Origin of the sequence: Microbacterium sp. LKL04 (genome assembly GCF_900102005.1) — a bacterium.
GTDB lineage: Bacteria > Actinomycetota > Actinomycetes > Actinomycetales > Microbacteriaceae > Microbacterium.
Window position 1 is genome coordinate 2,829,018 of the sequence record NZ_LT627736.1, and the last position, 21,710, is coordinate 2,850,727.

Annotated in this window: 16 protein-coding genes; 12 read left to right on the top strand and 4 right to left on the bottom strand. The window is 70.8% G+C overall.

What is annotated here, in order from left to right; genetic code table 11:
• The first annotated feature begins 16 nt into the window (after nucleotides 1-16).
• Together BLP38_RS13800 and BLP38_RS13805 are read left to right on the top strand one after the other, a co-directional pair.
• Nucleotides 17-712 (top strand): SDR family oxidoreductase, encoded by a 696-nt coding sequence (locus BLP38_RS13800; protein WP_091359113.1) that lies wholly within the window; start codon nucleotides 17-19, stop codon nucleotides 710-712.
• An 11-nt stretch (nucleotides 713-723) separates the two neighbouring features.
• The gene (locus tag BLP38_RS13805) at nucleotides 724-1,161 is read left to right on the top strand and encodes a GNAT family N-acetyltransferase (protein ID WP_231916523.1); all 438 of its coding nucleotides are present in this window, start codon (nucleotides 724-726) and stop codon (nucleotides 1,159-1,161) included.
• Between the two features lie 119 nt (nucleotides 1,162-1,280).
• On the opposite strand, the gene BLP38_RS13810 is transcribed toward BLP38_RS13805, so the two are convergent.
• Nucleotides 1,281-2,459 carry an ROK family transcriptional regulator gene (locus BLP38_RS13810; RefSeq protein WP_091359119.1) on the bottom strand — a complete coding sequence of 393 codons (1,179 nt, stop codon included), beginning with the start codon at nucleotides 2,457-2,459 and terminating at the stop codon, nucleotides 1,281-1,283.
• An 87-nt stretch (nucleotides 2,460-2,546) separates the two neighbouring features.
• Here BLP38_RS13810 and xylA point away from each other — a divergent pair, with 87 nt between their 5' ends.
• The 7 genes from xylA to BLP38_RS13845 all read left to right on the top strand — a co-directional run bounded on the left by xylA (nucleotide 2,547) and on the right by BLP38_RS13845 (nucleotide 10,835).
• Complete coding sequence (gene xylA, locus BLP38_RS13815; RefSeq protein ID WP_091359122.1) at nucleotides 2,547-3,734, top strand: xylose isomerase; 1,188 nt, start codon at nucleotides 2,547-2,549, stop codon at nucleotides 3,732-3,734.
• 1 nt (nucleotide 3,735) lies between these two features.
• Nucleotides 3,736-5,136, top strand: coding sequence for a xylulokinase (locus tag BLP38_RS13820; RefSeq protein WP_172824708.1), 1,401 nt, complete (start codon nucleotides 3,736-3,738; stop codon nucleotides 5,134-5,136).
• Nucleotides 5,133-5,831, top strand: a complete 699-nt coding sequence (locus tag BLP38_RS13825) for a ThuA domain-containing protein (protein WP_091359125.1) — start codon at nucleotides 5,133-5,135, stop codon at nucleotides 5,829-5,831. The genes BLP38_RS13820 and BLP38_RS13825 overlap by 4 nt, the downstream gene beginning before the upstream one ends.
• A complete protein-coding gene (locus BLP38_RS13830) occupies nucleotides 5,810-6,913 on the top strand; it encodes a Gfo/Idh/MocA family protein (protein WP_091359128.1) in 1,104 nt (367 codons plus the stop codon). Before BLP38_RS13825 ends, BLP38_RS13830 begins: the two co-directional genes overlap by 22 nt.
• A gap of 198 nt (nucleotides 6,914-7,111) precedes the next feature.
• Nucleotides 7,112-8,095 carry an ABC transporter permease gene (locus tag BLP38_RS13835; RefSeq protein WP_091359131.1) on the top strand — a complete coding sequence of 328 codons (984 nt, stop codon included), beginning with the start codon at nucleotides 7,112-7,114 and terminating at the stop codon, nucleotides 8,093-8,095.
• A gap of 15 nt (nucleotides 8,096-8,110) precedes the next feature.
• Nucleotides 8,111-9,046: a carbohydrate ABC transporter permease gene (locus BLP38_RS13840; protein WP_091359133.1), complete on the top strand. Its 936-nt coding sequence runs from the start codon at nucleotides 8,111-8,113 to the stop codon at nucleotides 9,044-9,046.
• Nucleotides 9,047-9,083: 37 nt separating this feature from the next.
• On the top strand, nucleotides 9,084-10,835 hold the full coding sequence (locus tag BLP38_RS13845) for an extracellular solute-binding protein (protein WP_091359138.1): 1,752 nt from the start codon (nucleotides 9,084-9,086) through the stop codon (nucleotides 10,833-10,835).
• Nucleotides 10,836-10,896: 61 nt separating this feature from the next.
• Here BLP38_RS13845 and BLP38_RS13850 read toward each other — a convergent pair whose 3' ends face one another.
• Entirely contained in the window at nucleotides 10,897-11,511 is a 615-nt protein-coding gene (locus tag BLP38_RS13850; RefSeq protein WP_091359140.1) for a YesL family protein, read from the bottom strand.
• A 3-nt stretch (nucleotides 11,512-11,514) separates the two neighbouring features.
• Complete coding sequence (locus tag BLP38_RS13855; protein WP_091359143.1) at nucleotides 11,515-12,507, bottom strand: LacI family DNA-binding transcriptional regulator; 993 nt, start codon at nucleotides 12,505-12,507, stop codon at nucleotides 11,515-11,517.
• A gap of 182 nt (nucleotides 12,508-12,689) precedes the next feature.
• Here BLP38_RS13855 and BLP38_RS13860 point away from each other — a divergent pair, with 182 nt between their 5' ends.
• The 3 genes from BLP38_RS13860 to BLP38_RS13870 are packed head-to-tail and all read left to right on the top strand — an operon-like array spanning nucleotide 12,690 to nucleotide 19,422.
• Nucleotides 12,690-14,699 carry a beta-galactosidase gene (locus tag BLP38_RS13860; RefSeq protein WP_091359146.1) on the top strand — a complete coding sequence of 670 codons (2,010 nt, stop codon included), beginning with the start codon at nucleotides 12,690-12,692 and terminating at the stop codon, nucleotides 14,697-14,699.
• Nucleotides 14,696-16,972 carry an alpha-xylosidase gene (gene yicI / locus BLP38_RS13865; RefSeq protein WP_091359151.1) on the top strand — a complete coding sequence of 759 codons (2,277 nt, stop codon included), beginning with the start codon at nucleotides 14,696-14,698 and terminating at the stop codon, nucleotides 16,970-16,972. Before BLP38_RS13860 ends, yicI begins: the two co-directional genes overlap by 4 nt.
• Nucleotides 16,969-19,422 (top strand): glycoside hydrolase family 3 C-terminal domain-containing protein, encoded by a 2,454-nt coding sequence (locus tag BLP38_RS13870; RefSeq protein ID WP_091359154.1) that lies wholly within the window; start codon nucleotides 16,969-16,971, stop codon nucleotides 19,420-19,422. Before yicI ends, BLP38_RS13870 begins: the two co-directional genes overlap by 4 nt.
• Here BLP38_RS13870 and BLP38_RS13875 read toward each other — a convergent pair.
• Entirely contained in the window at nucleotides 19,412-21,709 is a 2,298-nt protein-coding gene (locus tag BLP38_RS13875) for a glycoside hydrolase family 3 N-terminal domain-containing protein (protein WP_091359157.1), read from the bottom strand. The genes BLP38_RS13870 and BLP38_RS13875 overlap by 11 nt on opposite strands.
• Nucleotide 21,710: the final 1 nt, after the last annotated feature.

The following is a 21,710-nucleotide window of genomic DNA, read 5'->3' on the forward strand; positions in this document are numbered from 1 at the left end:
ATGACAGGATGAGGGGATGCCGCACACCATCGTCCTCACCGGTGCCGGGTCGGGCATCGGGCAGCTCCTCGCCCAGCGTCTGACCGAGCGCGGCGACCGCCTCGTCCTCGTCGCGCGGGATGCTTCGCGGGCCGAGGACCTCGTCGCCGAGCACCCCGGCGCCGGCGCGATCGTCGCCGACCTCGCGCGGCCCGAGTCGCTCGCGGCGGCGGTCGCGGCATCCGATCCCCCCGACGAGGTCGACGCGATCGTGCACGCCGCGGGCATCGTCGACCTCGGGCACGTCGCCGATCTGACGGTGCAGTCGTGGCAGGACCAGCTCGCCGTCAACCTCGTCGCGCCGGCGGAGCTGACGCGCCTGCTGCTGCCGCGCGTGCGCGCCGCGCGCGGACAGGTGCTGTTTGTGAACTCCGGCGCGGGGCTCACCGCCCACCCGCAGTGGGCCGCCTACGCCGCGTCGAAACACGGGCTCAAGGCCCTCGCCGACGCGCTCCGCGGCGAGGAGGCCGAGCGCGGCGTGCGGGTGACGACCGTCTACCCCGGCCGCACCGCCACGCCGATGCAGGCGCAGGTCCACGCGCAGGAGGGCAAGGACTACGACGCGGATGCCTGGATCCAGCCGGCATCCGTCGTCACCGCCGTCCTCACCGCCCTCGACCTGCCCCCCGACGCCGTCATCACCGACCTGTCGGTGAAGCCCGGCCCGCGCTGACGATGTTTCGGATGGCGACGGTGGCGGATGCCGCGGCGATCGCCGCGATCCACGTCGCATCGCGCGCCGCGTACTACGGCGAGCACCTCGACCCGGCCGAGGCGGCGCGCGACCGGCAGCCGATGTGGCGGCGGCTCGTCGCCGAGGACGGGCGGGTCACCGTCGTCGCTGAGGACGAGGGGCCGACGGGGTTCCTGCACGTGCGGCTCGGGGATACCGTCGAGCTGGTGAGCCTGTACGTCCTGCCGGACCTCTTCGGGCGGGGGATCGGGTCGGCCCTCCACGAGCGGTTCGACGAGATCTGCGGCGGTCGCCCGGCCGAGCTCGAGGTGTGGGACGGCAACGCGCGCGCGAAGGCCTTCTACGCCGCGCGCGGCTGGCGGGCGACCGACCGCACGCGTGACGGCGTCACCGGCATCCCGTTCGTCACCTGGTGCCTCGGCGACTGACGCGCCGGGTTCGCCTGTGATGTGCCGAGTGCAGGTTCAGCCCCGCATCCGGGGATGTTCGGGGTCTGCCGGGGCTACTCAACCTGCACTCGGCACACGCGCGAGCAACCGCGCGCCGCTCAGACGGCCTGCGGGTTCGCCAGCACGCCCTCGAAGACGGCCTCGGCCGCGCCGATGAGCAACCGATGCTCGGCGAGGGCGGCGGGCAGGATCTGCAGATCCTCCCCGCAGGCCGGCATCGCCTGTGCCCGCACGGCCTGCAGGAGCGCATCGACGTCGAGCTCCGCGAGGACCGCGAGGAACCCGCCCAGTACGATCGCCGACGGGTTCAGGACGTTGACCGCGTTCGCGAGAGCGGTGGCGAGGATGCGGCGCTGTCGGTCGACCTCTCCCGCGACAGACGGGGTGTCGGCGTGCGCTGCAAGGGCGTCGGCGAGCTCACGGTCGTCGCCGCGGATCAGTCCCACGACCGACAGCAGGCGCGCGCGGCTGACCTCGTCCTCGAGCACACCGTCGCGGGCGCGGCGGTCGGCGAGGGTCGCGATGCCGGGCCGGTTCTGCCCGAACTCCCCGGCGTAGCCGCCGGCGCCGACCACCGGCATCCCGTTCACGATGATCCCGCCGCCGATGCCGCTCGCGCCGCCGTTGAGGTAGACCGCGTGGTCGATGCCGCGCGCGGCGCCGAACAGGTGCTCGGCGATGGTGCCGAGGGTCGCGTCGTTGCCGACGACGACGGGGATGCCGGTGGCCCCCGCGACGAGGTCTCGGAGCGGCACGTCGACCCAGCCCAGGTGGGGTGCGTCGCGGACGAGGCCGTCTTCGATGCGGACGAGCCCCGGGACCGCCAGGCCGACGCCCAGGATGCGGGAGCCCGCGAGTTCTGCGGAGCGCCACGCGGAGATCTGCTCGGCGATGAGCTCCGCGGTCCGTTCGGGCGTGAGCAGATGGTCCTGCGGCAGGACCACGACGGCGCGGATGTCGCGGTCGAGGCCGACGGCGGCGATCTCGAGCGCATCGACCTCGGGGTTGACGGCGATCGCGACGACGGCGGGGTCGACGGCGACGACGGGGGAGGGGCGTCCCACGCGGTGGGACGGGTCGGGAGCGCGCTCGGCGACGAGACCGAACGACACGAGCGTGCCGACGAGGTCGGCGACGGTCGAGCGGTTGAGTCCGGTCGACTCGGTGAGGGCGGCACGCGACTGCGGCCCCTCGCGGTGCACGATGCGGAGGATGCTGCCCAGGTTCGCGCGCCGCACGGATTCGACGGTTCGCCCCTGATCGGTCACGGACCCCACGATAGCCACCGAAAGGGGTTTGTCGCCGCGGCGCGCCTGGTATACGTTGCTGACAACAACATTTTGTCCGGCTCGCGAAGGAGCGTCATGGTCACCCCCACCCCCGCAGACAAGTTCAGCTTCGGACTGTGGACCGTCGGCTACAACGGCACCGACCCGTTCGGCGGCCCCACCCGTCCCCCGCTCGACGTCGTCCACGCGGTCGAGAAGCTCGCCGAGTTCGGCGCGTACGGTCTCACCTTCCACGACGACGACCTGTTCGCCTTCGGGTCGAGCGACACCGATCGTCAGCGCGAGATCGACCGCCTGAAGGGCGCCCTCGACGCGACCGGCATGATCGTCCCGATGGTGACGACCAACCTCTTCAGCGCACCCGTCTTCAAGGACGGCGGCTTCACCGCGAACGACCGCGACGTGCGACGGTTCGCCTTGCGCAAGGTCTTCCGTCAGCTCGACCTCGGCGCCGAGCTCGGCGCCAAGACGTTCGTCATGTGGGGCGGCCGCGAGGGCGCCGAGTACGACTCCGCCAAGGACGTCCGCCAGGCGCTCGAGCGCTACCGCGAGGCCGTGAACCTGCTCGGCGACTACGTCACCGACAAGGGCTACGACATCCGCTTCGCGATCGAGCCGAAGCCGAACGAGCCCCGCGGCGACATCCTGCTGCCCACGCTCGGCCACGCGATCGCGTTCATCGACTCGCTCGAGCGCTCCGAGCTGTTCGGCGTGAACCCCGAGGTCGGCCACGAGCAGATGGCGGGCCTGAACTTCACCGCCGGCATCGCCCAGGCGCTGTACCACGGCAAGCTCTTCCACATCGATCTCAACGGCCAGCGCGGCATCAAGTACGACCAGGACCTCGTGTTCGGTCACGGCGACCTGCACAACGCGTTCTCGCTCGTCGACCTGCTCGAGAACGGCGGCCCCGGCGGCGTCCCGGCGTACGACGGCCCGCGTCACTTCGACTACAAGCCGAGCCGCACCGAGGACGAGACCGGCGTCTGGGAATCCGCCGCCGCGAACATGCGCACCTACCTCCTCCTCAAGGAGCGCGCGCAGGCGTTCCGCGCCGACCCCGAGGTGCAGGAGGCGCTCGCCGCGGCGAAGGTCGACGACCTGTCGACTCCGACGCTGAACCCCGGCGAGAGCTACGACGACTTCCTCGCCGACCGGTCGGCCTACGAGGACTTCGACGCCGGTGCCTACCTCGGCGGCAAGGGCGCCGGGTTCGTCCGCCTGCAGCAGCTGGCGACCGAGCACCTGCTGGGCGCGCGCTGACGTGACGCTCGTGATGGGCGTCGACTCCTCGACGCAGTCCTGCAAGGTCGTCATCGTCGACGCCGCGACCGGAGCGATCGTCCGCTCCGGTCGCGCGTCGCACCCCGACGGCACGTCGGTCGATCCCGAGGCCTGGTGGTCGGCCCTGCAGGGCGCGATCGCGGATGCCGGAGGCCTCGACGACGTCGCGGCGTGGTCGATCGGGGGCCAGCAGCACGGCATGGTCGCGCTTGACGCCTCGGGCGCCGTGGTGCGCGACGCGCTGCTGTGGAACGACACGCGCTCGGGGCAGGCGGCATCCGATCTCACGATCGAGTTCGGCGCCGAGGAACTCGCGCAGCGCACGGGACTCGTGCCGGTCGCGTCGTTCACGGTCACCAAGCTGCGGTGGTTGCGGGACGCGGAGCCCGGCAACGCCGCCCGGGTCGCCGCCGTCGCGCTGCCGCACGACTGGCTGACGTGGCGCCTGCGGGGCTTCGGGCCGGAGCGCCCGGACCTCGACGAGCTCGTCACCGACCGCTCGGACGCCTCGGGCACCGGCTATTGGGACCCCGCGTCGGGCGAGTACGACCGCGAGCTGCTCGCGGCCGCGCTCGGCCACGACGCGATCCTGCCGCGGGTGCTCGGTCCCCTCGAGTGGGTGACGGATGCCGGCGGTCGCCGCGTCGGCCCTGGTGCGGGCGATAACGCGGGAGCCGCTCTCGGTGTCGGGGCGACGGCGGGCGACGTCGTCGTGTCGATCGGCACGTCGGGCACGGTCTTCGCCGTCAGCGACACCCGCACGATCGATCCGACCGGCACGGCGGCGGGCTTCGCCGACGCGACCGGCCGGTTCCTGCCGCTCGTCGCGACGCTCAACGCCGCGCGGGTGCTCGACGCGACCGCCCGTCTGCTCGGCGTCGACCACGACGGTCTCACCGAGCTCGCCGCGGCAGCCGAACCCGGCGCCGGCGGCGTCGTGCTCGTGCCGTGGTTCGAGGGGGAGCGGACGCCCAATCTGCCGACCGCGCGCGCGTCGATCGACGGGCTGTCGCTCGTGAACACGACGCGCGAGAATCTCGCCCGGGCCGCAATCGAGGGCATGCTCGCGGGACTCGCGACCGGCCTCGACGCGATCCGGGGCCTCGGAGTCACCGCCGAGCGCGTGCTGCTCGTCGGCGGTGCGGCCCGGAATGCGGCGGTCGCCGCCGTCGCTGCGCAGGTGTTCGACGTGCCCGTGGCGGTCCCCGCTCCCGGGGAGTACGTCGCGCAGGGCGCGGCGCGTCAGGCGGCGGCAGTGCTGGCGGGTGCGTGGCCGGCTTGGGCCGTCGCGATGGACCGGGAGGCGGCATCCGACCCCCGTCCGGAGGTTCGCGAGCGCTACGACGCCGTGGCCTCGAGGCGGGCGGAGGAGGCCCGATGACCCGTCGCGCGCTCATCGTCCGCGGCGGGTGGGACGGACACCACCCGATCGCCGCGACGGACATGTTCGTGCCGTTCCTCGAGCAGAACGGCTTCGAGGTCGCCATCGAGGAGTCGAACGACGTCTACGCCGACGCCGAGCGGATGTCGGGGGTCGACCTCATCGTGCAGGCGGTGACCATGTCGTCGATCTCGGACGATGCCGTCCGCGGTCTGCGAGCGGCGGTCGAGGCGGGGGCGGGACTGGCCGGGTGGCACGGCGGCATCGCGGATTCGTACCGGAACAGCTCCGACTACCTGCAGCTCGTCGGGGGTCAATTCGCGACCCATCCCGGGCGCCACCCCGAGGACAGACCGGGAGACGAGCGCGACAACTACCTCGACTACACGGTCCAGATCACGGGTCTCGGGCGCGACCACGAGATCACGGCCGGCATCGAGGACTTCACGCTGCACACCGAGCAGTACTGGGTGCTCCACGACGACCTCATCGACGTCCTCGCGACCACGACGCACCCCACGCAGGAGTACCACCCCTGGCGCCGGCCGATCGTGAGTCCCGCGGTCTGGACCCGGCTGTGGGGCGAGGGGCGCGTCTTCGTCGCGACGCCGGGCCACACGCCCGAGGTCCTCGCCGATCCGAACATCCGCACCATCGTCGAAAGGGGCCTGCTGTGGGCAGCCCGCACGCCGTAGGGATCGTCGGTCTCGGCGTCATCTCGAGTCAGTACCTCGACCTGTTCGCGCAGAGCTCGTCGATCCGGGTCGCCGCGGTCGCCGACCTGCGGCCCGATCGCACGGCGGAGGTCGCCGCCGGCATCCCCGGCGCGCGAGCGCTGACGGTCGACCAACTCATGGCCGTCTCCGAGGTGCAGACCGTCGTCAACCTGACCGTGCCCGCCGCGCACGCGCAGGTCGCGCACGCCGCGATCGCCGCAGGAAAATCGGTCCACGGCGAGAAGCCGCTCGCACTGAGCGTCGCAGAAGGGCAGGCGGTGATGGATGCCGCGACCGCTGCCGGCGTGCACGTCTCGGCCGCGCCCGACACGGTGCTCGGCACCGGCATCCAGACCGCCCGTCGCCTCATCGACGACGGGGCGATCGGGCGGCCGGTCGCGGCCAGCGCGACGTGGGTGTCGCCGGGTCACGAGCTGTGGCATCCCGCCCCCGGGTTCTACTACGCACCCGGCGGGGGACCGCTGTTCGATATGGGGCCGTACTACCTGACGAGCCTCGTCCACCTGTTGGGACCGGTCGTCGCCGTCACCGGGGCCGCCCGCCGGGCCCGCGCCGAGCGCACCATCGCGACGGGACCGCGTGCCGGCGAGCGGATCCAGGTCGAGGTCGACACGCATGTGAGCGGGCTGCTCGAGCACGCGGGCGGGGCGGTGTCGACCCTCGTCACGAGCTTCGACGCCGTGAGAACCGCCGCCCCGCCGATCGAGGTGCACGGCGAGCGGGGCTCGCTGTCGGTGCCCGATCCGAACATGTTCGACGGCGAGGTCCGCCTCGCGGCGCTCGGCGAGGGCGACTGGCGGCCGGTTCCGGCCTCGGCAGGCTACGAGAGTTCCGGCCGGGGGATCGGTCTGATCGACGCGGTCTCGTCCGGAGGAGCCGGTCGAGCCGGCGGCGCGGTCGCGCTCCACGTCCTCGACGTCATGGAGAGCCTCCTGCGCTCCTCCGCCGAGGGGCGACGTCTCGAGATCGGCACGACGGTGGAGCGGCCGTCCCTGGTCCCGCTCACCGCTGCTGCGGACTGGACGCGCCTCGGCGACTGATCCGCCCTGCCCTCGCGAACGCCGCCCCGCCGACAGGCCGGGGCGGCGTTCGCGTGTGACCGGAACGGATGTTTGACGGGTCCGCCCCCGCGCGTTATCTTCATATCGAAGCGGTTCGACGCCCGTCGCGGAAGCGCTTCGATCACGAAGGAGTGAGATGACCCGGCACACGCGTGAGCGCCTCGAACGGCGCGACCGATGACACAGCAAGCGATCGTCACCGAGGTTGCGGCTACCACGATCGAAGAGAAGACGCCTCCGCGCGCGGAACGCCGGGTCTCCAAGAACCGCCGCTCGTTCCGGATGTTCCTGTGCATCGTCCCTTTCCTGGTGCTCGTCTTCCTCTTCTCCTACTTCCCGCTCTACGGCTGGATCTACTCGCTGTACGACTACCGCCCGGCGCTCGGGCTCGCCGGCAGCGACTTCGTCGGGCTGCAGTGGTTCCAGCTCCTCGTGAGCTCGCCGACGCAGGTCGCGCAGGTCGGGCAGGTCCTCGCCAACACGCTGGCGATCAGCTTCCTCGGCATCGCCACCTCGGTCCTGCCGCTGGCGTTCGCGATCTTCCTCAACGAGATCCGGGCGCCCTGGTTCCGCAACGCCGTCCAGACGCTGACGACCCTCCCGAACTTCATCTCATGGGTCCTCGTCTACATGATCGCCTTCTCGCTCTTCTCGAGCTCGGGGCTCGTCAACGGCGTGCTGAGCGACGCGGGTCTCATCACGACGCCGGTGAAGTTCCTCGACACCGATCAGAACGTCTGGCTCACGATGACTCTGTGGTCGGTCTGGAAGGGGCTCGGCTGGGGCGCGATCATCTACCTCGCTGCGATCGCCGGCATCGATCAATCGCTGTACGAGTCGGCGGAGATCGACGGCGCAGGGCGATTCCAGAAGATGTGGTACATCACGGTGCCGCAGCTCATGCCGACCTACCTCGTCCTGCTGCTCCTGTCGATCGCGAACCTGCTCAACAACGGCATGGAGCAGTACTTCGTCTTCCAGAACGCCTTCAACAAGGAGTACATCCAGGTCCTCGACCTGTACGTCTACAACATCGGCATGACGGGCAACAACCTGTCCATGGCGACGGCGATCGGCATGCTCAAGAGCCTCATCTCCGTCATCCTCCTGTTCACCGTCAACGGCATCGCCAAGCGCGTCCGCGGCGAATCCATCGTCTGAGGCAGGAGCTCGCACATGGTCACCACGACTCCCACCCGCCGCCGCGCCGTGCGGCGCGACGCCGATCTGTCGGGCCGCGTCGTCTTCGCGATCGTCAACTACTCGGTGTTCCTGGCGCTCGCCTTCGTCTGCGCCTACCCGTTCTACTACCTGATCATCAACTCGATCAGCTCGAACGACCTCGCCGCGCTCGGCCAGGTCCGGTGGCTGCCCACCGGCATCCACCTCTCCAACTACGAGCAGGTCTTCCAGCTCGGCGGGCTCACGCAGGCCGCGATCGTCTCGGTCGGCCGCACGGTCCTCGGCACGGTCGCAGCCGTCCTCGCGTCCGCCTTCCTCGGGTTCATGTTCACCCAGAGTCGGATGTGGGGGCGCCGGTTCTGGTACCGCTTCGTCATCATCACGATGTACTTCAGCGCGGGCCTCATCCCGGTGTTCATCATCATCCGGAACCTCGGATTGACGAACAACTTCTGGGTCTACGTGCTGCCGTTCGTCGTGCAGCCGTTCTTCATCATCCTCGTGAAGACGTACGTCGAGGCGATGCCCAGCGAACTGCAGGAGGCCGCCGAGATGGACGGCGCGAACATCCTGCAGATCTTCTTCCGGGTGTACCTGCCCAACATGACGCCGATCCTCGCGACCGTGGCCATCTTCTCGGCCGTCGCGCAGTGGAACAGCTTCCAGGACACCCTCATCTACATCACCGATCAGAGCCTCTACACCCTGCAGTACCTGCTCTACATGTTCATCAACCAGGCCAACAGCCTGGCTCAGGCCATGCAGAACGGCGGCAACATCAGCTCGATCGTCGACGCGGCCACGAGTCAGACGCCGACCTCGATCCGGATGACGATCTCGGTCATCGTCATCCTGCCCATCATCTTCGTCTACCCGCTGTTCCAGCGCTTCTTCGTCAAGGGCATCATGCTCGGCGCGGTCAAGGGCTGAACCCGACCATCACGGTCACACCACCGAGAGGAAAGCAATGAAGCTATCACGCAAGGCCATCGGCGCCGTCGCCGCTCTGGCGACGGTCGGGCTGCTGAGCGCCTGCACCGGCCCGGCTCCCACCGAGAAACGCGAGGAGATCACCGCGTTCCCGACCTCGTGGGACGAGCCCATCACGATCGACGTCTTCGACGGCCTCGCCAACTACATGGGGATGCAGGAGGGGTGGTTCGGCGACCTCGTCGAGAAGAAGTTCAACATGAAGCTGAACATCATCGCCCCCAACGTCGCCGGCGGCGGCGACACCCTCTTCAACACGCGCGTCACAGCGGGCGACCTCGGCGACCTCATCATCACCGACAAGGGTCAGCGCCTCGAGGAGCTCCGCGAGGGCGGTCTGCTCCTCGATTCGGCGAGCTTCTACCCGGCCATGAAGAACGTCGGCCGCTTCGACGCCGCCGTCGACAAGATCAACGAGGGCGCCGACGGCACGTACGCCTTCCCGTCGCAGGTCTCCTCCCTGAAGCCCACCGAGCCCTCCGAGGGCCTGGACCCGACGTTCGGCCCGTACCTGCGCTGGGACCTCTACAAGGAGGCCGGCTACCCCGAGATCGGCACGCTCGAAGACCTCCTCCCGGTGTTGAAGAAGATGCAGGATGCCGAGCCCACCGCCCCCAACGGGCAGAAGACCTACGCGGTCTCGCTGTTCAAGGACTGGGACGGCAACATGCTGAACAACGCCAAGCAGCCCACCACCTACTTCGGCTTCGACGAGGTCGGCTTCGCGCTCGCCAAGGGTGACGGCTCCGAGTTCGAGGGCATCCTCGACGAGGACGGGCAGTACGTCCGCGCGCTGCGCTTCTTCCACGAGGCGAACGAGCTCGGCATCCTCGACCCCGACTCGACGACGCAGAACTACGACACCCTGTGGAACAAGTACCAGAACGGTCAGGTGCTCTTCTCGTTCTGGCCGTGGCTCGGACAGGCCGCGTACAACACCGACAAGAACGTCGACGAGGGTCGCGGCTTCATGATGGCCCCCATGGACGACATGAAGGTCTTCTCGTACGGCGCCGAGGCTTACGGCGGCAAGCAGGTGTTCGCGATCGGCGCCAAGGCCGAGGACCCCGAGCGCATCGCGGCGTTCGTCGACTGGCTCTTCTCGCCCGAGGGTGCGCTCGCCAACAACAGCCAGACGCAGGGCGCCGCCGGCCCCGAGGGTCTCACGTGGGAGCTCAACGCCGACAAGGAGCCCGCGCTCACCGACCTGGGCCACAAGGTCTTCTTCGAGGGTGACGCCGAGGTTCCGGCCGAATGGGGTGGCGGCACCTACATCGACGGCGCCTCGCAGCTGAACATCAGCGCCGTGCTGCCGATCGACACCGATCCGAACACCGGCTTCCCCTACAGCTACAAGATGTGGCCGAGCTACCAGGCGGAGACGAGCAACCCGCTCACCGACGACTGGACCGCGAAGATGGGTGCTCCGACGACGATGGACTACCTCCGGGACAACGACCAGCTCATGGTCGGCGCCGGCGCGAGCTTCACCGCACCGACCGACTCCTCCGAGATCGAGACGCTCCGCAACCAGGTCAAGGCGACCATCGTCCAGACCTCGTGGCAGATGGTCTTCGCCGAGAGCGATGCGCAGTTCGACTCGCTGCTGGCCTCGATGCAGGAGACCGCGAAGGGCCTGGGCTACGACAAGGTCCTCGAGGTCGACATGGCCAACGCCGAATCGCAGGATGCCGCCCGCAAGGCGGTCGCGGCGGAGTTCGGCGACTGACCGCACCCCGCACGTAGGAAGGGCCCCGTCGGTGATCCGGCGGGGCCCTTGCCGTTGCGTCTCAGGCGGCGGTGCCGGAGCGGCGCCGGTAGATGCTCCGGAAGAGGAACGCGCAGCCGTAGGCGCCGACGGAGAATCCGATCGTGGCCACCAGGAACAGGGTGGGCGGGAAGACGATGACGAGGCACACGACGGTGACGGGGATCAAGAGGAGGGCGAGCGTGCGCAGCGGTTCCGCAGCGGGTAGGAGCAGGGCGTTCTTCAGCGTCTGCCGGAACGGCGCCCGGTAGGCGGCGACGAGCCCCATGGCGTGGATGAAGGCGGCGACGGCGTACGCCGCTCCGGCGAACGCGAGGGCGGCGAGGCCGGTGAGGAGCGGCTCGGGTGCCGACAGCCAGAAGACGCCGCTGAAGGCGAGCGCGACGCTCGCGGTCAGCAGGATGAGGCTGAGCCCGGTTGCGGGCAGGAAGTTCCGCACCAGCGCCGGCAGGAAGTCGCGCAGGGGGCGGCCGCCCTCCTCATCGGCGTAGCGTCGCGTGACCTCCAGGAGCGCACTCGTCGATGCTCCGATCGTCACGATCGGTACGCAGCACAGGAGGAAGAGGATGTTGAGGGCGACGAACTCGAGGAACGACGACAGACCTTGGACGGCGCGATTCTCGGGATCGATCTTCATGTCTCAGACCGTCGCCGGTTCCGTCGGTGCGAGCGCGAATCGAGGCGCGAGGAGCTCAGGGCCGAGCGGCCGCTCGCCGCGGATCGCGGCGAGCAGGGTACGGGCGCCGGCCGCGCCGAGCTCTTCGGCGGGGAGATCGATGACGTCCGAGACCCCCGGCACGTGGAGCGCCAGTTCGGCAGGGCTCAGGGCGACGATCTCGACGAGTCCGGCGGAGGCGGAACCCATGAGTCGTGCCGCGACGAAGGGCAGCGCCGCCTCGTTGTGCACGAACAACGCCGTCGTCTCCGGAGACTCCGCGAGCACGGCGTCGACGACCTCGGTCGCACCGGGCCCCGCGGGGCAGGGGAGGACGGTCGCCGTGAGCCCCACCTCGCGGCTGCGGGCGAGGAACCCGCGTGTCAGGCGGTCCGAGTACGACGTGTGCCGCGCCTGCACCTGCGGCGGAGCGCCGAGGAGGGTGACAGTGCGGTGGCCGCGTTCAGCGAGACGCTCGGCGGCGAGGCGGCCGGCGGCCTCGAAGTCGAAATCGACGCAGATGAGCTGGTCGGCTGCGTCGGGAAGGCCGATGAGGACGCTCGGGATGCTGAGGTCGGCGAGCGAGCCGACGCGCGGATCGCTCGTCTCGACGTCGAGGATCAGCACACCGTCGACCATGCCCGCCCGTGCGGCGCGTTCGACTCCGGCGGCGTCGTCGCTCGTGAGCAGCAGGATGTCGTGGTGGTGCAGACGTGCCTCTTTGAGGGCTCCCGCGACGACCTGCATGACGACGTGGACGTCGACGCCGGCGCGGATGGGGGCTTGGAGCCCCAAGATGCTCGTCGATCGTGACGCGAGCGAACGGGCGCTGGCCTGCGGGCTGTAGGAGAGGTCGGCCATCGCCTGCTCGACGCGGTCGCGCGTCTCCTGCGAGATGGTGCGTTTGCCGCTCATCACGTAGGACACCGTCGAGATCGAGACCCCCGCGGCCTGAGCCACGTCGGCGATCGTGGTCATGGACCCTCCTTCTCCGGCGATGTCGACCTCGACACCGCGGATGGATCGAGCGTATCGGCTGGTCTGACGCCTCGAACGCTGCCCTGCCGACCGATGGACACGGTCGTGATCGCTAGTATAGGTTGAGATCGTTGAAGCGCTTCGACACTGTCGTCCACATCCGCTGAAAGGCCCGTCCGGTCATGACCTCTGCCTCCCGTTCGGCCTTCGCATCCCTGTCGGCCGAGCGCGGCATCCTCTTCGGCGGAGACTACAACCCCGAGCAGTGGTCGCCCGAGGTCTGGCGCGAGGACGTCGCCCTCATGCAGCGCGCCGGCGTGAACCTCGTCACGGTCGGCGTCTTCAGCTGGGCGGAGCTCGAACCGACCCCCGGGGCGCGGGAGTTCGCCTGGCTCGACGAGGTCCTGGACCTGCTCCACGCCGGCGGGATCGCCGTCGACCTCGCGACGCCGACGGCCTCACCGCCGCCGTGGCTCGGGGTCCGGCATCCCGAGACACTTCCCGTCGACCGTGACGGCGTGCGACTGGTCGCCGGCTCGCGCAACCAGTTCTCCCCGTCCTCGCGGGTGTACCGCGAGGCGGCGCGCGCGATCACAGCGGACCTCGCGTCGCGCTACGCGAACCACCCGGCCGTCCGGATGTGGCATGTCGGCAACGAGTACGGGCAGATCGACCACGGCGACGAGGCGGCGCGGGCCTTCCGCGAATGGCTGCTGCGCCGGTACGGCTCGATCGACGAGATCAACCGCGCGTGGGGCACCGCGTTCTGGGCGCAGCGCTATGCGGACGTCGCCGAGATCCTGCCGCCGCGCCGCGCGCCGTACCTCATCAACCCGACGCAGTCGCTCGACTTCCGCCGGTTCACCTCCGACGAGCTCCGCGACTGCTACCGAGAGCTCCGCGACACCATCCGGGGCGCCGGGGCCACCCAGCCGATCACGACCAACTTCATGGGCGCGTTCGCGCACGTCGACTACTGGTCGTGGGCGGACGACGTCGACGTCGTGAGCGACGACCAGTACCCCGACCCCGCCGACCCCGACAGCCCGCTCGACATGGCCTTCGTGCAGGACCTCATGCGCGGTCTCGGCGACGGCCGGCCGTGGGTACTGATGGAACAGGCGATCAGCGCCGTCCAGTGGCGCCCGCACAACCTCCCGAAGACGCCCGCGCGGGCGCGCCTCGACACCCTGCAGGCGGTCGCGCGCGGTGCCGACGGTATCTGCTTCTTCCAGTGGCGACAGTCCTCGGCCGGGGCCGAGCGCTTCCACTCCGCGATGCTGCCCCACGCCGGCGCCGACACGGAGGTCTTCGAGGGTGTCTGCCGCCAGGGTCGCGAGCTCGAGCGACTTCGGCCCGTGGTGGGCGGCCGCGTCGCCGCGCGCACCGCGGTGCTCTTCGACTGGCCGTCGTGGTGGGCCTCGGACGAACCTGCGCGTCCGACGGCCCGCTTCGACGGTCTCGATCAGATGCGTCGGTGGTACCGCCCGTTGTGGCGGCGCGGCATCCCCGTCGACGTCGTCCGATTCGGTGCCGACCTCAGCGCCTACGACGTCGTGCTCTTGCCGCATGGGTACGTCCTTCGCCCCGACGACGCGGCCCGCCTGACCGAGGCCGCAGCCCGCGGCGCCCAGGTCGTCGTCGGCCCGTTCAGCGGCGTCGCCGACGAGCACGGGCACATCCTCACGGGTCGCTCGCCCGTGCTCCTGCGCGAGATGCTCGGCGTCAGCGGCGAGGAGTGGGCCGGGCTCCCCGACGACGGCGTCGCCGTCGCCTCTGCTGACGGGCGGTGGGCGGCATCGCTCGCTCACACCCTCGGCGAGAAGCTGCGCACCGACGGTGCCGACGTTCTGGCGAGTTTCGCTTCAGGGGATCTCGCGGGGCGTCCGGTCGTCACGCGGAACGGGACCGCTTGGTACGTGGGCGCCGTGCTGGCGGACGATCTGCTCGACGCGATCGTCGCCGAGGCCCTGGATGCCGCAGGTGTCGCCGGCGCGCTCGCCGACCCGTCCGACGGGGTCGAGGCCGTCCGCCGAGGCGACGCGCTCTTCCTGCTGAACCGCGGCGCACGCGACGCGACGATCCCGCTCCCTGGAGCCTGGATCGACCTGCTGACGGATGACGAGATCGACGATCACGTGACGATCCCCCGGGGGGACGCGCGAGTCGTGACAGAAAGGCGAAGGACATGAAGTTCACCGACGGCTACTGGCTCATGCGGCCGGGAGTGACCGGCCTCTATGCGAGCGCCGTGGACGACGTGCGCGTCGACACCGGGGCGGGCACCCTCACCGTCTTCGCGCCGACCGCCGCCATCCGCCACCGCGGCGACACGCTCAACCGGCCGATGATCACGACGACGTTCTCGGCGCCGGCCCCCGGGGTCATCAAGGTGCGGGTGCAGCGGCATGCCGGCGGGCGTCACCGCGGTCCCGACTTCGCGGTGACGGGCGAGGAGGGATACACGCCGACCGTGACGGCCGACGACGCCGAGGGTGTGCTGGATGCCGGTGACCTCCGCGTCCGCGTGTCGCGCGACGGTGCCTGGCGGGTCGCGTTCGAACAGGGCGACCGTGTGCTCACGACGTCGCTGCCGCGGTCGATCGGCCACATGACGGGACCCGACGGAACCTGGGTGCACCAGCAGCTGTCGATCGAACCGGGGGAGCGCGTCTACGGGTTCGGAGAGCGCTTCGGAGCGTTCACGAAGAACGGCCAGTCGATCGACACGTGGAACGCCGACGGCGGCACCTCGAGCGAGCAGGCGTACAAGTCGGTGCCGTTCTACCTGACGAGCCGGGGCTACGGCGTCTTCGTCGACAGCCCCGACGCGGTCTCGTTCGAGGTCGGGTCCGAGATCAATTCGCGCGTGCAGTTCTCGGTTCCCGGCGAGACCCTCGACTACTACGTCATCGCCGGGCCCGAGCCGAAGGACGTGCTGCGGCGCTACACGGCGCTCACCGGGCGTCCCGCCCGCGTGCCGGCGTGGTCGTTCGGCCTGTGGCTGACGACATCTTTCACGGCCGCCTACGACGAGGCGAGCGTCACCGAGTTCGTCGACGGGATGGCCGCGCGCGACCTGCCGCTGTCGGTGTTCCACTTCGACTGCTTCTGGATGCGGGAGTTCCAGTGGACCGACTTCACGTGGGACCCGCGCATGTTCCCCGACCCCGACGGACAGCTCGCGCGGCTCCGCGAGCGCGGCCTGCACGTCTCGCTGTGGATCAATCCCTACATCGCGCAGCGCTCAGCGATCTTCGCCGAGGCCGCGGAGCGCGGCTACCTGCTGAAGACGACCGACGGCGGGGTCTGGCAGTGGGACATGTGGCAGGCCGGCATGGCGATCGTCGACTTCACGAACCCCGAGGCGGCCGACTGGTACGCCGAGCATCTGCGCCGCCTCGTGCGGCAGGGGGCGGACAGCTTCAAGACCGACTTCGGTGAGCGCATTCCGACCGAGGGCGTCGTGTGGCACGACGGCTCCGACCCGCAGCGGATGCACAACTACTACCCCCAGCTCTACAACGAGATCGTCTTCCGGGTGCTCGAGGAGGAGCGCGGCGTCGGCGAGGCGGTCCTCTACGCCCGCTCGGCGACGGCGGGCGGCCAGCAGTTCCCGGTGCACTGGGGCGGCGACAACGACTCGACGCTCCTGTCGATGGCCGAGACCCTCCGCGGCGGCCTGTCGCTCGCGATGAGCGGGTTCGGATACTGGAGCCACGACATCGGCGGCTTCGAGGGCACACCGGATGCCGGTGTCTTCAAGCGCTGGCTCGCGTTCGGTCTGCTCTCCTCGCACTCCCGCCTGCACGGCTCGGGCACGGTGCGGGTGCCGTGGGCGTTCGACGACGAGGCGGTCGAGGTGACGCGCCGGTTCACGCGGCTGAAGCTGCGCCTCATGCCGTACCTCGCCCGGATCGCGGAGGAGGCCCACACCGCCGGCATCCCGATGATGCGCCCGCTCGTGCTCGAGTTCCCCGGTGACCGGTCGACGCACGACGCCGACGTCCAGTACATGCTGGGCGACTCCCTCATGGTCGCCCCCGTGTTCGCCGAGGACGGCAGCGTCGAGTACTACCTGCCCGAAGGCCGGTGGACCTCGCTCCTCACCGGTGACGCGGTCGAAGGCCGCACGTGGCAGTCCGAGCGACACGGCTACGACTCGGTTCCCCTGCGTGTGCGTCCCGGCACGGTGCTGCCGTGGGGCGCGCGCGAGGACAGGCCCGACTACGACTGGGCCGACGGGGTGACGCTGCGTTGCTTCGAGCTGCCCGAGGGGTACGACGGCGAGACGGCCGTCCCCGGTCACGACGGCGCAGCGGCGACGGTGTTCCGCGTGCGCCGCGAGGGCGGACGGATCGTCGCGGAGTCGTCGGATGCGCGTGCGCCGTGGAGCCTGCAGGTCGGCGAGCGGACGGCGTCGGTCGTCGGCGCCGGGACGGTCTCGCTGGAGATCGCCGAGTGACGGTCGACGCCTTTCGCCGGATCGACCTGCCGCTGACCGAGCGCTCGCGCGACCTGCTCGAGCGGCTCTCGAGGGAGGAACGCATCGCGATGCTCCACCAGGCCATGCCGGCGGTGGAGCGCCTCGGCATCCGCCCGTTCCACACCGGATGCGAGGCGCTGCACGGTCTCGCGTGGGTGGGCGTCGCGACGGTCTTCCCGCAGCCGGTGGGGCTCGCGGCGACGTGGGACCCCGAGTTCGTGACCCGAGTCGGCGAGCTCGTCGCGACGGAAGTCCGGGCCAAGCGCGCCTCGGGGGCGGACGTCGACCTCAACGTATGGGCGCCCGTGGTCAACACGCTCCGGCATCCCGCCTGGGGGCGCAATGAAGAGGGGTACTCCGAGGACCCGCACTACACGGGTCAGCTCGGCGCGGCCTACAGCCGCGGGCTCCGCGGCGACCACCCGCGCGTCTGGAAGACGGTGCCCTCTCTCAAGCACTTCCTCGCCTACAGCAACGAGACCGACCGGTCCGCGACGTCGTCCGAGATGTCGCCGCGCACGCTCCACGAAGAGGAGCTGCCGGCGTTCCGCCCGGCGATCGAGCAGAAGGTCGCCGGCAGCATGATGCTCGCCTACAACCGCGTGAACGGCGTGCCGGCGCACACGCAGCCCGAGCTGGTGGCCGAAGCCCGCAGCTGGAGCGACGAGTCGATCGCCGTCGTGTCGGATGCCGGTGCACCGAGCTTCCTCGTCTCGATCCAGCGCGCGCAGCCCGACAAGATCCACGGCGCCGCCGCCCTCGTGCGCAGCGGCATGGACTCGTTCACCGACGACGGACCCGACCCGACGCCGAGCCTCGAGGCCGTCCGAGGCGCCCTCGCACAGGGTCTGCTGACGGACGACGACGTGGATGCCGCGGTCCTGCGGCTCCTCGAGATGCGCATCCGCACCGGCGAGTTCGACGGCGGCGACGATCCGTACGCCGCGATCGGACCTGACGAGATCGACACGCCCGCCGCGCGCGAGCTCGCCCGCGAGGCGGTCGCCCGTCAGGTCGTGCTGCTGCGGAACGACGCCGGGGTGCTGCCGTTCGCCGAGCCCGCGTCGGTCGCCGTCGTCGGACCGATGGCGGATGTCGTCCTCACCGACTGGTACTCCGGCACTACGCCCTACGCCGTCGGCATCGCGCAGGGTGTGCGCGAGCGATACCCGACAGCCGCGGTCGAGGTCGTGACCGGCGCCGACACCGTCGCGCTCCGGGCCGCGTCGGGCTATGTCACCGCCGCGCCCGAGGGGGTCGTCGACGCCGTTGCGGCCGGCCGCACCGACGCGAGCCTGTTCGACGTCACGGACTGGGGCGACGGCATCCTGACCCTCCGTTCCCACGCGAGCGGACGCCTGCTCACCGGTGGTGCCTGGCCCATGCGGGCCGACGCCGAGCGGGTGGGCGGCTGGGTCGTGCAGGAGAGCTTCCGCCGGCACGTGCACGAGGACGGCTCTTGGTCGCTGCTGCACCTCGGCTCGGGCCGGTGGGTGCGCGTCGTCCGCGACGTGGGTCTGCTCGTGGCCGAGGGGCTCATCCTCGACGACGCCACGCGCTTCGAGGTCGAGACGGTCCGCCGCGGGCTGGAGGAGGTTGCGCGCGCCGCCGCGGCGGCCGACGTCGTCCTCGTCGCCGTGGGCAACGACCCGCACCTGTCCGGCCGCGAGACCGCCGACCGTCCTCACCTGCTGCTGCCGGACGCGGCGACGGACCTGTGGCAGGCGGCGCGCTCCGCCAACCCGCGGTCCGTGCTGACGATCGTCTCGAGCTTTCCGTACGTCCTCGCGGATGCCGCCGACGCGGCGACCGTCGTCTGGTCGAGTCACGCGGGGCAGGAACTCGGCCACGGCCTGCTCGACGTCCTGAGCGGCGACCGCGAGCCCTCAGGACGCCTCGCGCAGTCCTGGCCGGCGCACCCCGACCAGGCGGGCGACCTCTTCGACTACGACACGCAGCGCCAGCAGGCGACCTACCGGCATCAGCCCGCCCCGTACGCCTTCGCGTTCGGCCACGGTCTCGGCTACGGCGCCGTCGTCTACGAGGCCGTCGACGTGGATGCCGGAGCGGTGACGGCGCCCGCGCCCACCCTGCGGCATCCCGCCCTCGATCCTCGCGCCGACGAGCAGATCGTCACCGCGCGCGTCCGGCTCGCGAACCGGTCGGAGCGTGCCGTGGAGGAGCTCGTGCAGGTCTACTCCGTGGCTCCGGAGCTGCCGATCGCGGCGCCGCGCCGGCTGCTGCTCGGATACACCCGCGTGCGGGTCGAGCCGGGCGAGACGCAGACGGCGAAGGTGCGCTTCACGGTCGAGCGCCTCGCCGTGTGGGACGGCGAGGCGCTGCGGGTGCAACCGGGGGGCTACCGCCTCGCGGCGGGACCGTCGGCCGACGCCCTCGACGTGAGCACGATCCTCACCGTCACGGACTGACGAGCTCGGCGTCCGCCACGACGCGCACGGGGACGATCCGGGCGTCGTCGGGTGTGACGACGTGCTCGCCGGTCACCTCGACGGCGGCGACGCTCTCGCGGTCCTCGCACGACGAGCCGATCCAGAGGTCGATCCGTCCCGCCTCGACGATGCGGCGGCCGTCGCGCCCCGTGAACGCGAAGCGCGCCGTCGGCAGCGCGAACACGACGCGCGCGCTCTCGCCCGGTTCGAGCTCGAGGCGGTGGTAGGCCATCAGCTGCGCGACGGGGCGCGTGAGGCTCGCGACCGGGTCGTGCGCGTAGAGCTGGACGACATCGGTACCCGCACGCTCGCCGGTGTTGCGGACAAAGACCGAGACCTCGAGGGTGTCGCCGGCGGCGACCGACGCGGCCGCCCGCAGATCCTCGTGCACGAACGTCGTGTAGGTCAGCCCGTGCCCGAACGGACGCACCGGGGTCGGGTCGGCGCTCGTCACGTCGATCGGTCCGCCCAGCCGCGGGTGCAGATAGCTGTAGGGCTGGGCGCCCGCCGACCGCGGCAGGGTCACGGGGAGTCGGCCCGACGGCGACAGCCGTCCCGAGACGATTCCCGCGATCGGGTCGGCGCCCTCCTCGCCGGGGAAGAAGGACTGCAGTGCGGCGGCGACGGGGCGCTCGCCGTCGAGGGCCCACCCGATCGCGTACGGGCGGCCCGACAAGATCACGAGCACGACGGGGGTGCCGGTCGCGACGACGCGCTCGACGAGCTGCCGTTGCACGCCGGGCAGTTCGAGGTCGTCAACGTCGTTGCCCTCGCCGACGGTCCCGCGGCCGAACAGGCCGGCGCGGTCGCCGACGACCACGACGGCGATCTCCGCCGCCGCTGCGGCGTCGACCGCGTCGCCGATGCCGGACTCGTCGCCGTCCTCGACACCGCAGCCGCGTGCGTAGGCGATCTCGGCATCCGGATACTCGGCGACGAACGCGTCGCGGACGGTCGGGAGTTCGATCCCGTGCGGTGTGCCCGGGTGGTGCGCGAGCACATGGTTGACGAACGAATAGCAGCCCATGAGCGCCTCCGCCGAGTCGGCGTTCGGCCCGATGAGGGCGATACGACGAGCGGATGCCGCCGGCAGCGTCCCGTCGTTGCTCACGAGCACGACCGACTCGGCCGCGAGCCTGCGCGCGAGGTCGCGGTGACGCGGCCCGTCGAGGTCGACCTCGACCGGCGGCGTCTCGAACGTCTCGTCGAGCAGACCGAGTCGCTCCTTCTGCGCCAGGACGCGGAGCACGGCGGCATCCAGCAGCGCGGCATCCATCCCACCCGAGCGGATGCGCTCGAGCATCGGGGCGGCGAACGCGTCACCCGTCGGCAGCTCGACGTCGATGCCGGCGCGCAGGGCCACCTCCGCCGCCTCACCGAGGTCCGCGGCCACCCCGTGGGTGGTCTGCAGGAAGGCGACCGAGAAGTAGTCCGACACGACCGGGCCCGAGAACCCGAGCCGGCCGCGCAGCACCTCGTCGAGGTAGTGCGCGCTCGCCGCGACGGGCTCGCCGTCGATCTCGGCGTACGAGTTCATGACGGATGCCGCGCCGCCGTCGCGGATCGCCATCTCGAACGGCGGCAGCAGCACGTCGGCGACTTCGCGGGGGCCGGCGTGCACGGGGGCATGGTTGCGCGCCGCCTGCGACCCGGAGTACCCGACGAAGTGCTTGAGAGTCGCGTCGACCCCCGCCGACTGGAGGCCTCGCACATAGGCCGTCCCGACCGTTCCGACGAGGTACGGGTCTTCGCCGATGCACTCGTCGACGCGTCCCCAGCGGGGGTCGCGGATGACGTCAAGCACGGGGGCGAGCCCCTGGTGGATGCCCAGCTCGCGCATCGAATCGCCGATCGCGGCGCCCATCTCGGCGACCAGCTCCGGATCGAACGATGCGCCCCACGCGAGCGGAGTCGGATACGTCGCCGCCTTCCACGCGGCGAGGCCGGTGAGGCACTCCTCGTGGACGATCGCGGGGATCCCGAGCCGGGTTTCGGCGCGCAGGCGCCGCTGCTCCTCCCAGAGCCAGGCCGCCCGCTCGACCGGGTCGACGGGACGCGTGCCGTAGACACGGGTGAGATGGCCGAGGCCGTGAGCCGTGGCATCCGCGTATTTCGTCGTCGTCACCATCTCGTCGGCCAGGGGAGCGACGACCTCGCCGCCCTGGTCCACCCAGTATCCGACGAGCTGCGCGGCCTTCTCTTCGAGGGTCATCTGCGCGAGCAGATCGTGCACGCGGGCCGAGGCCCGCGAGGAGAGATCGGTCATG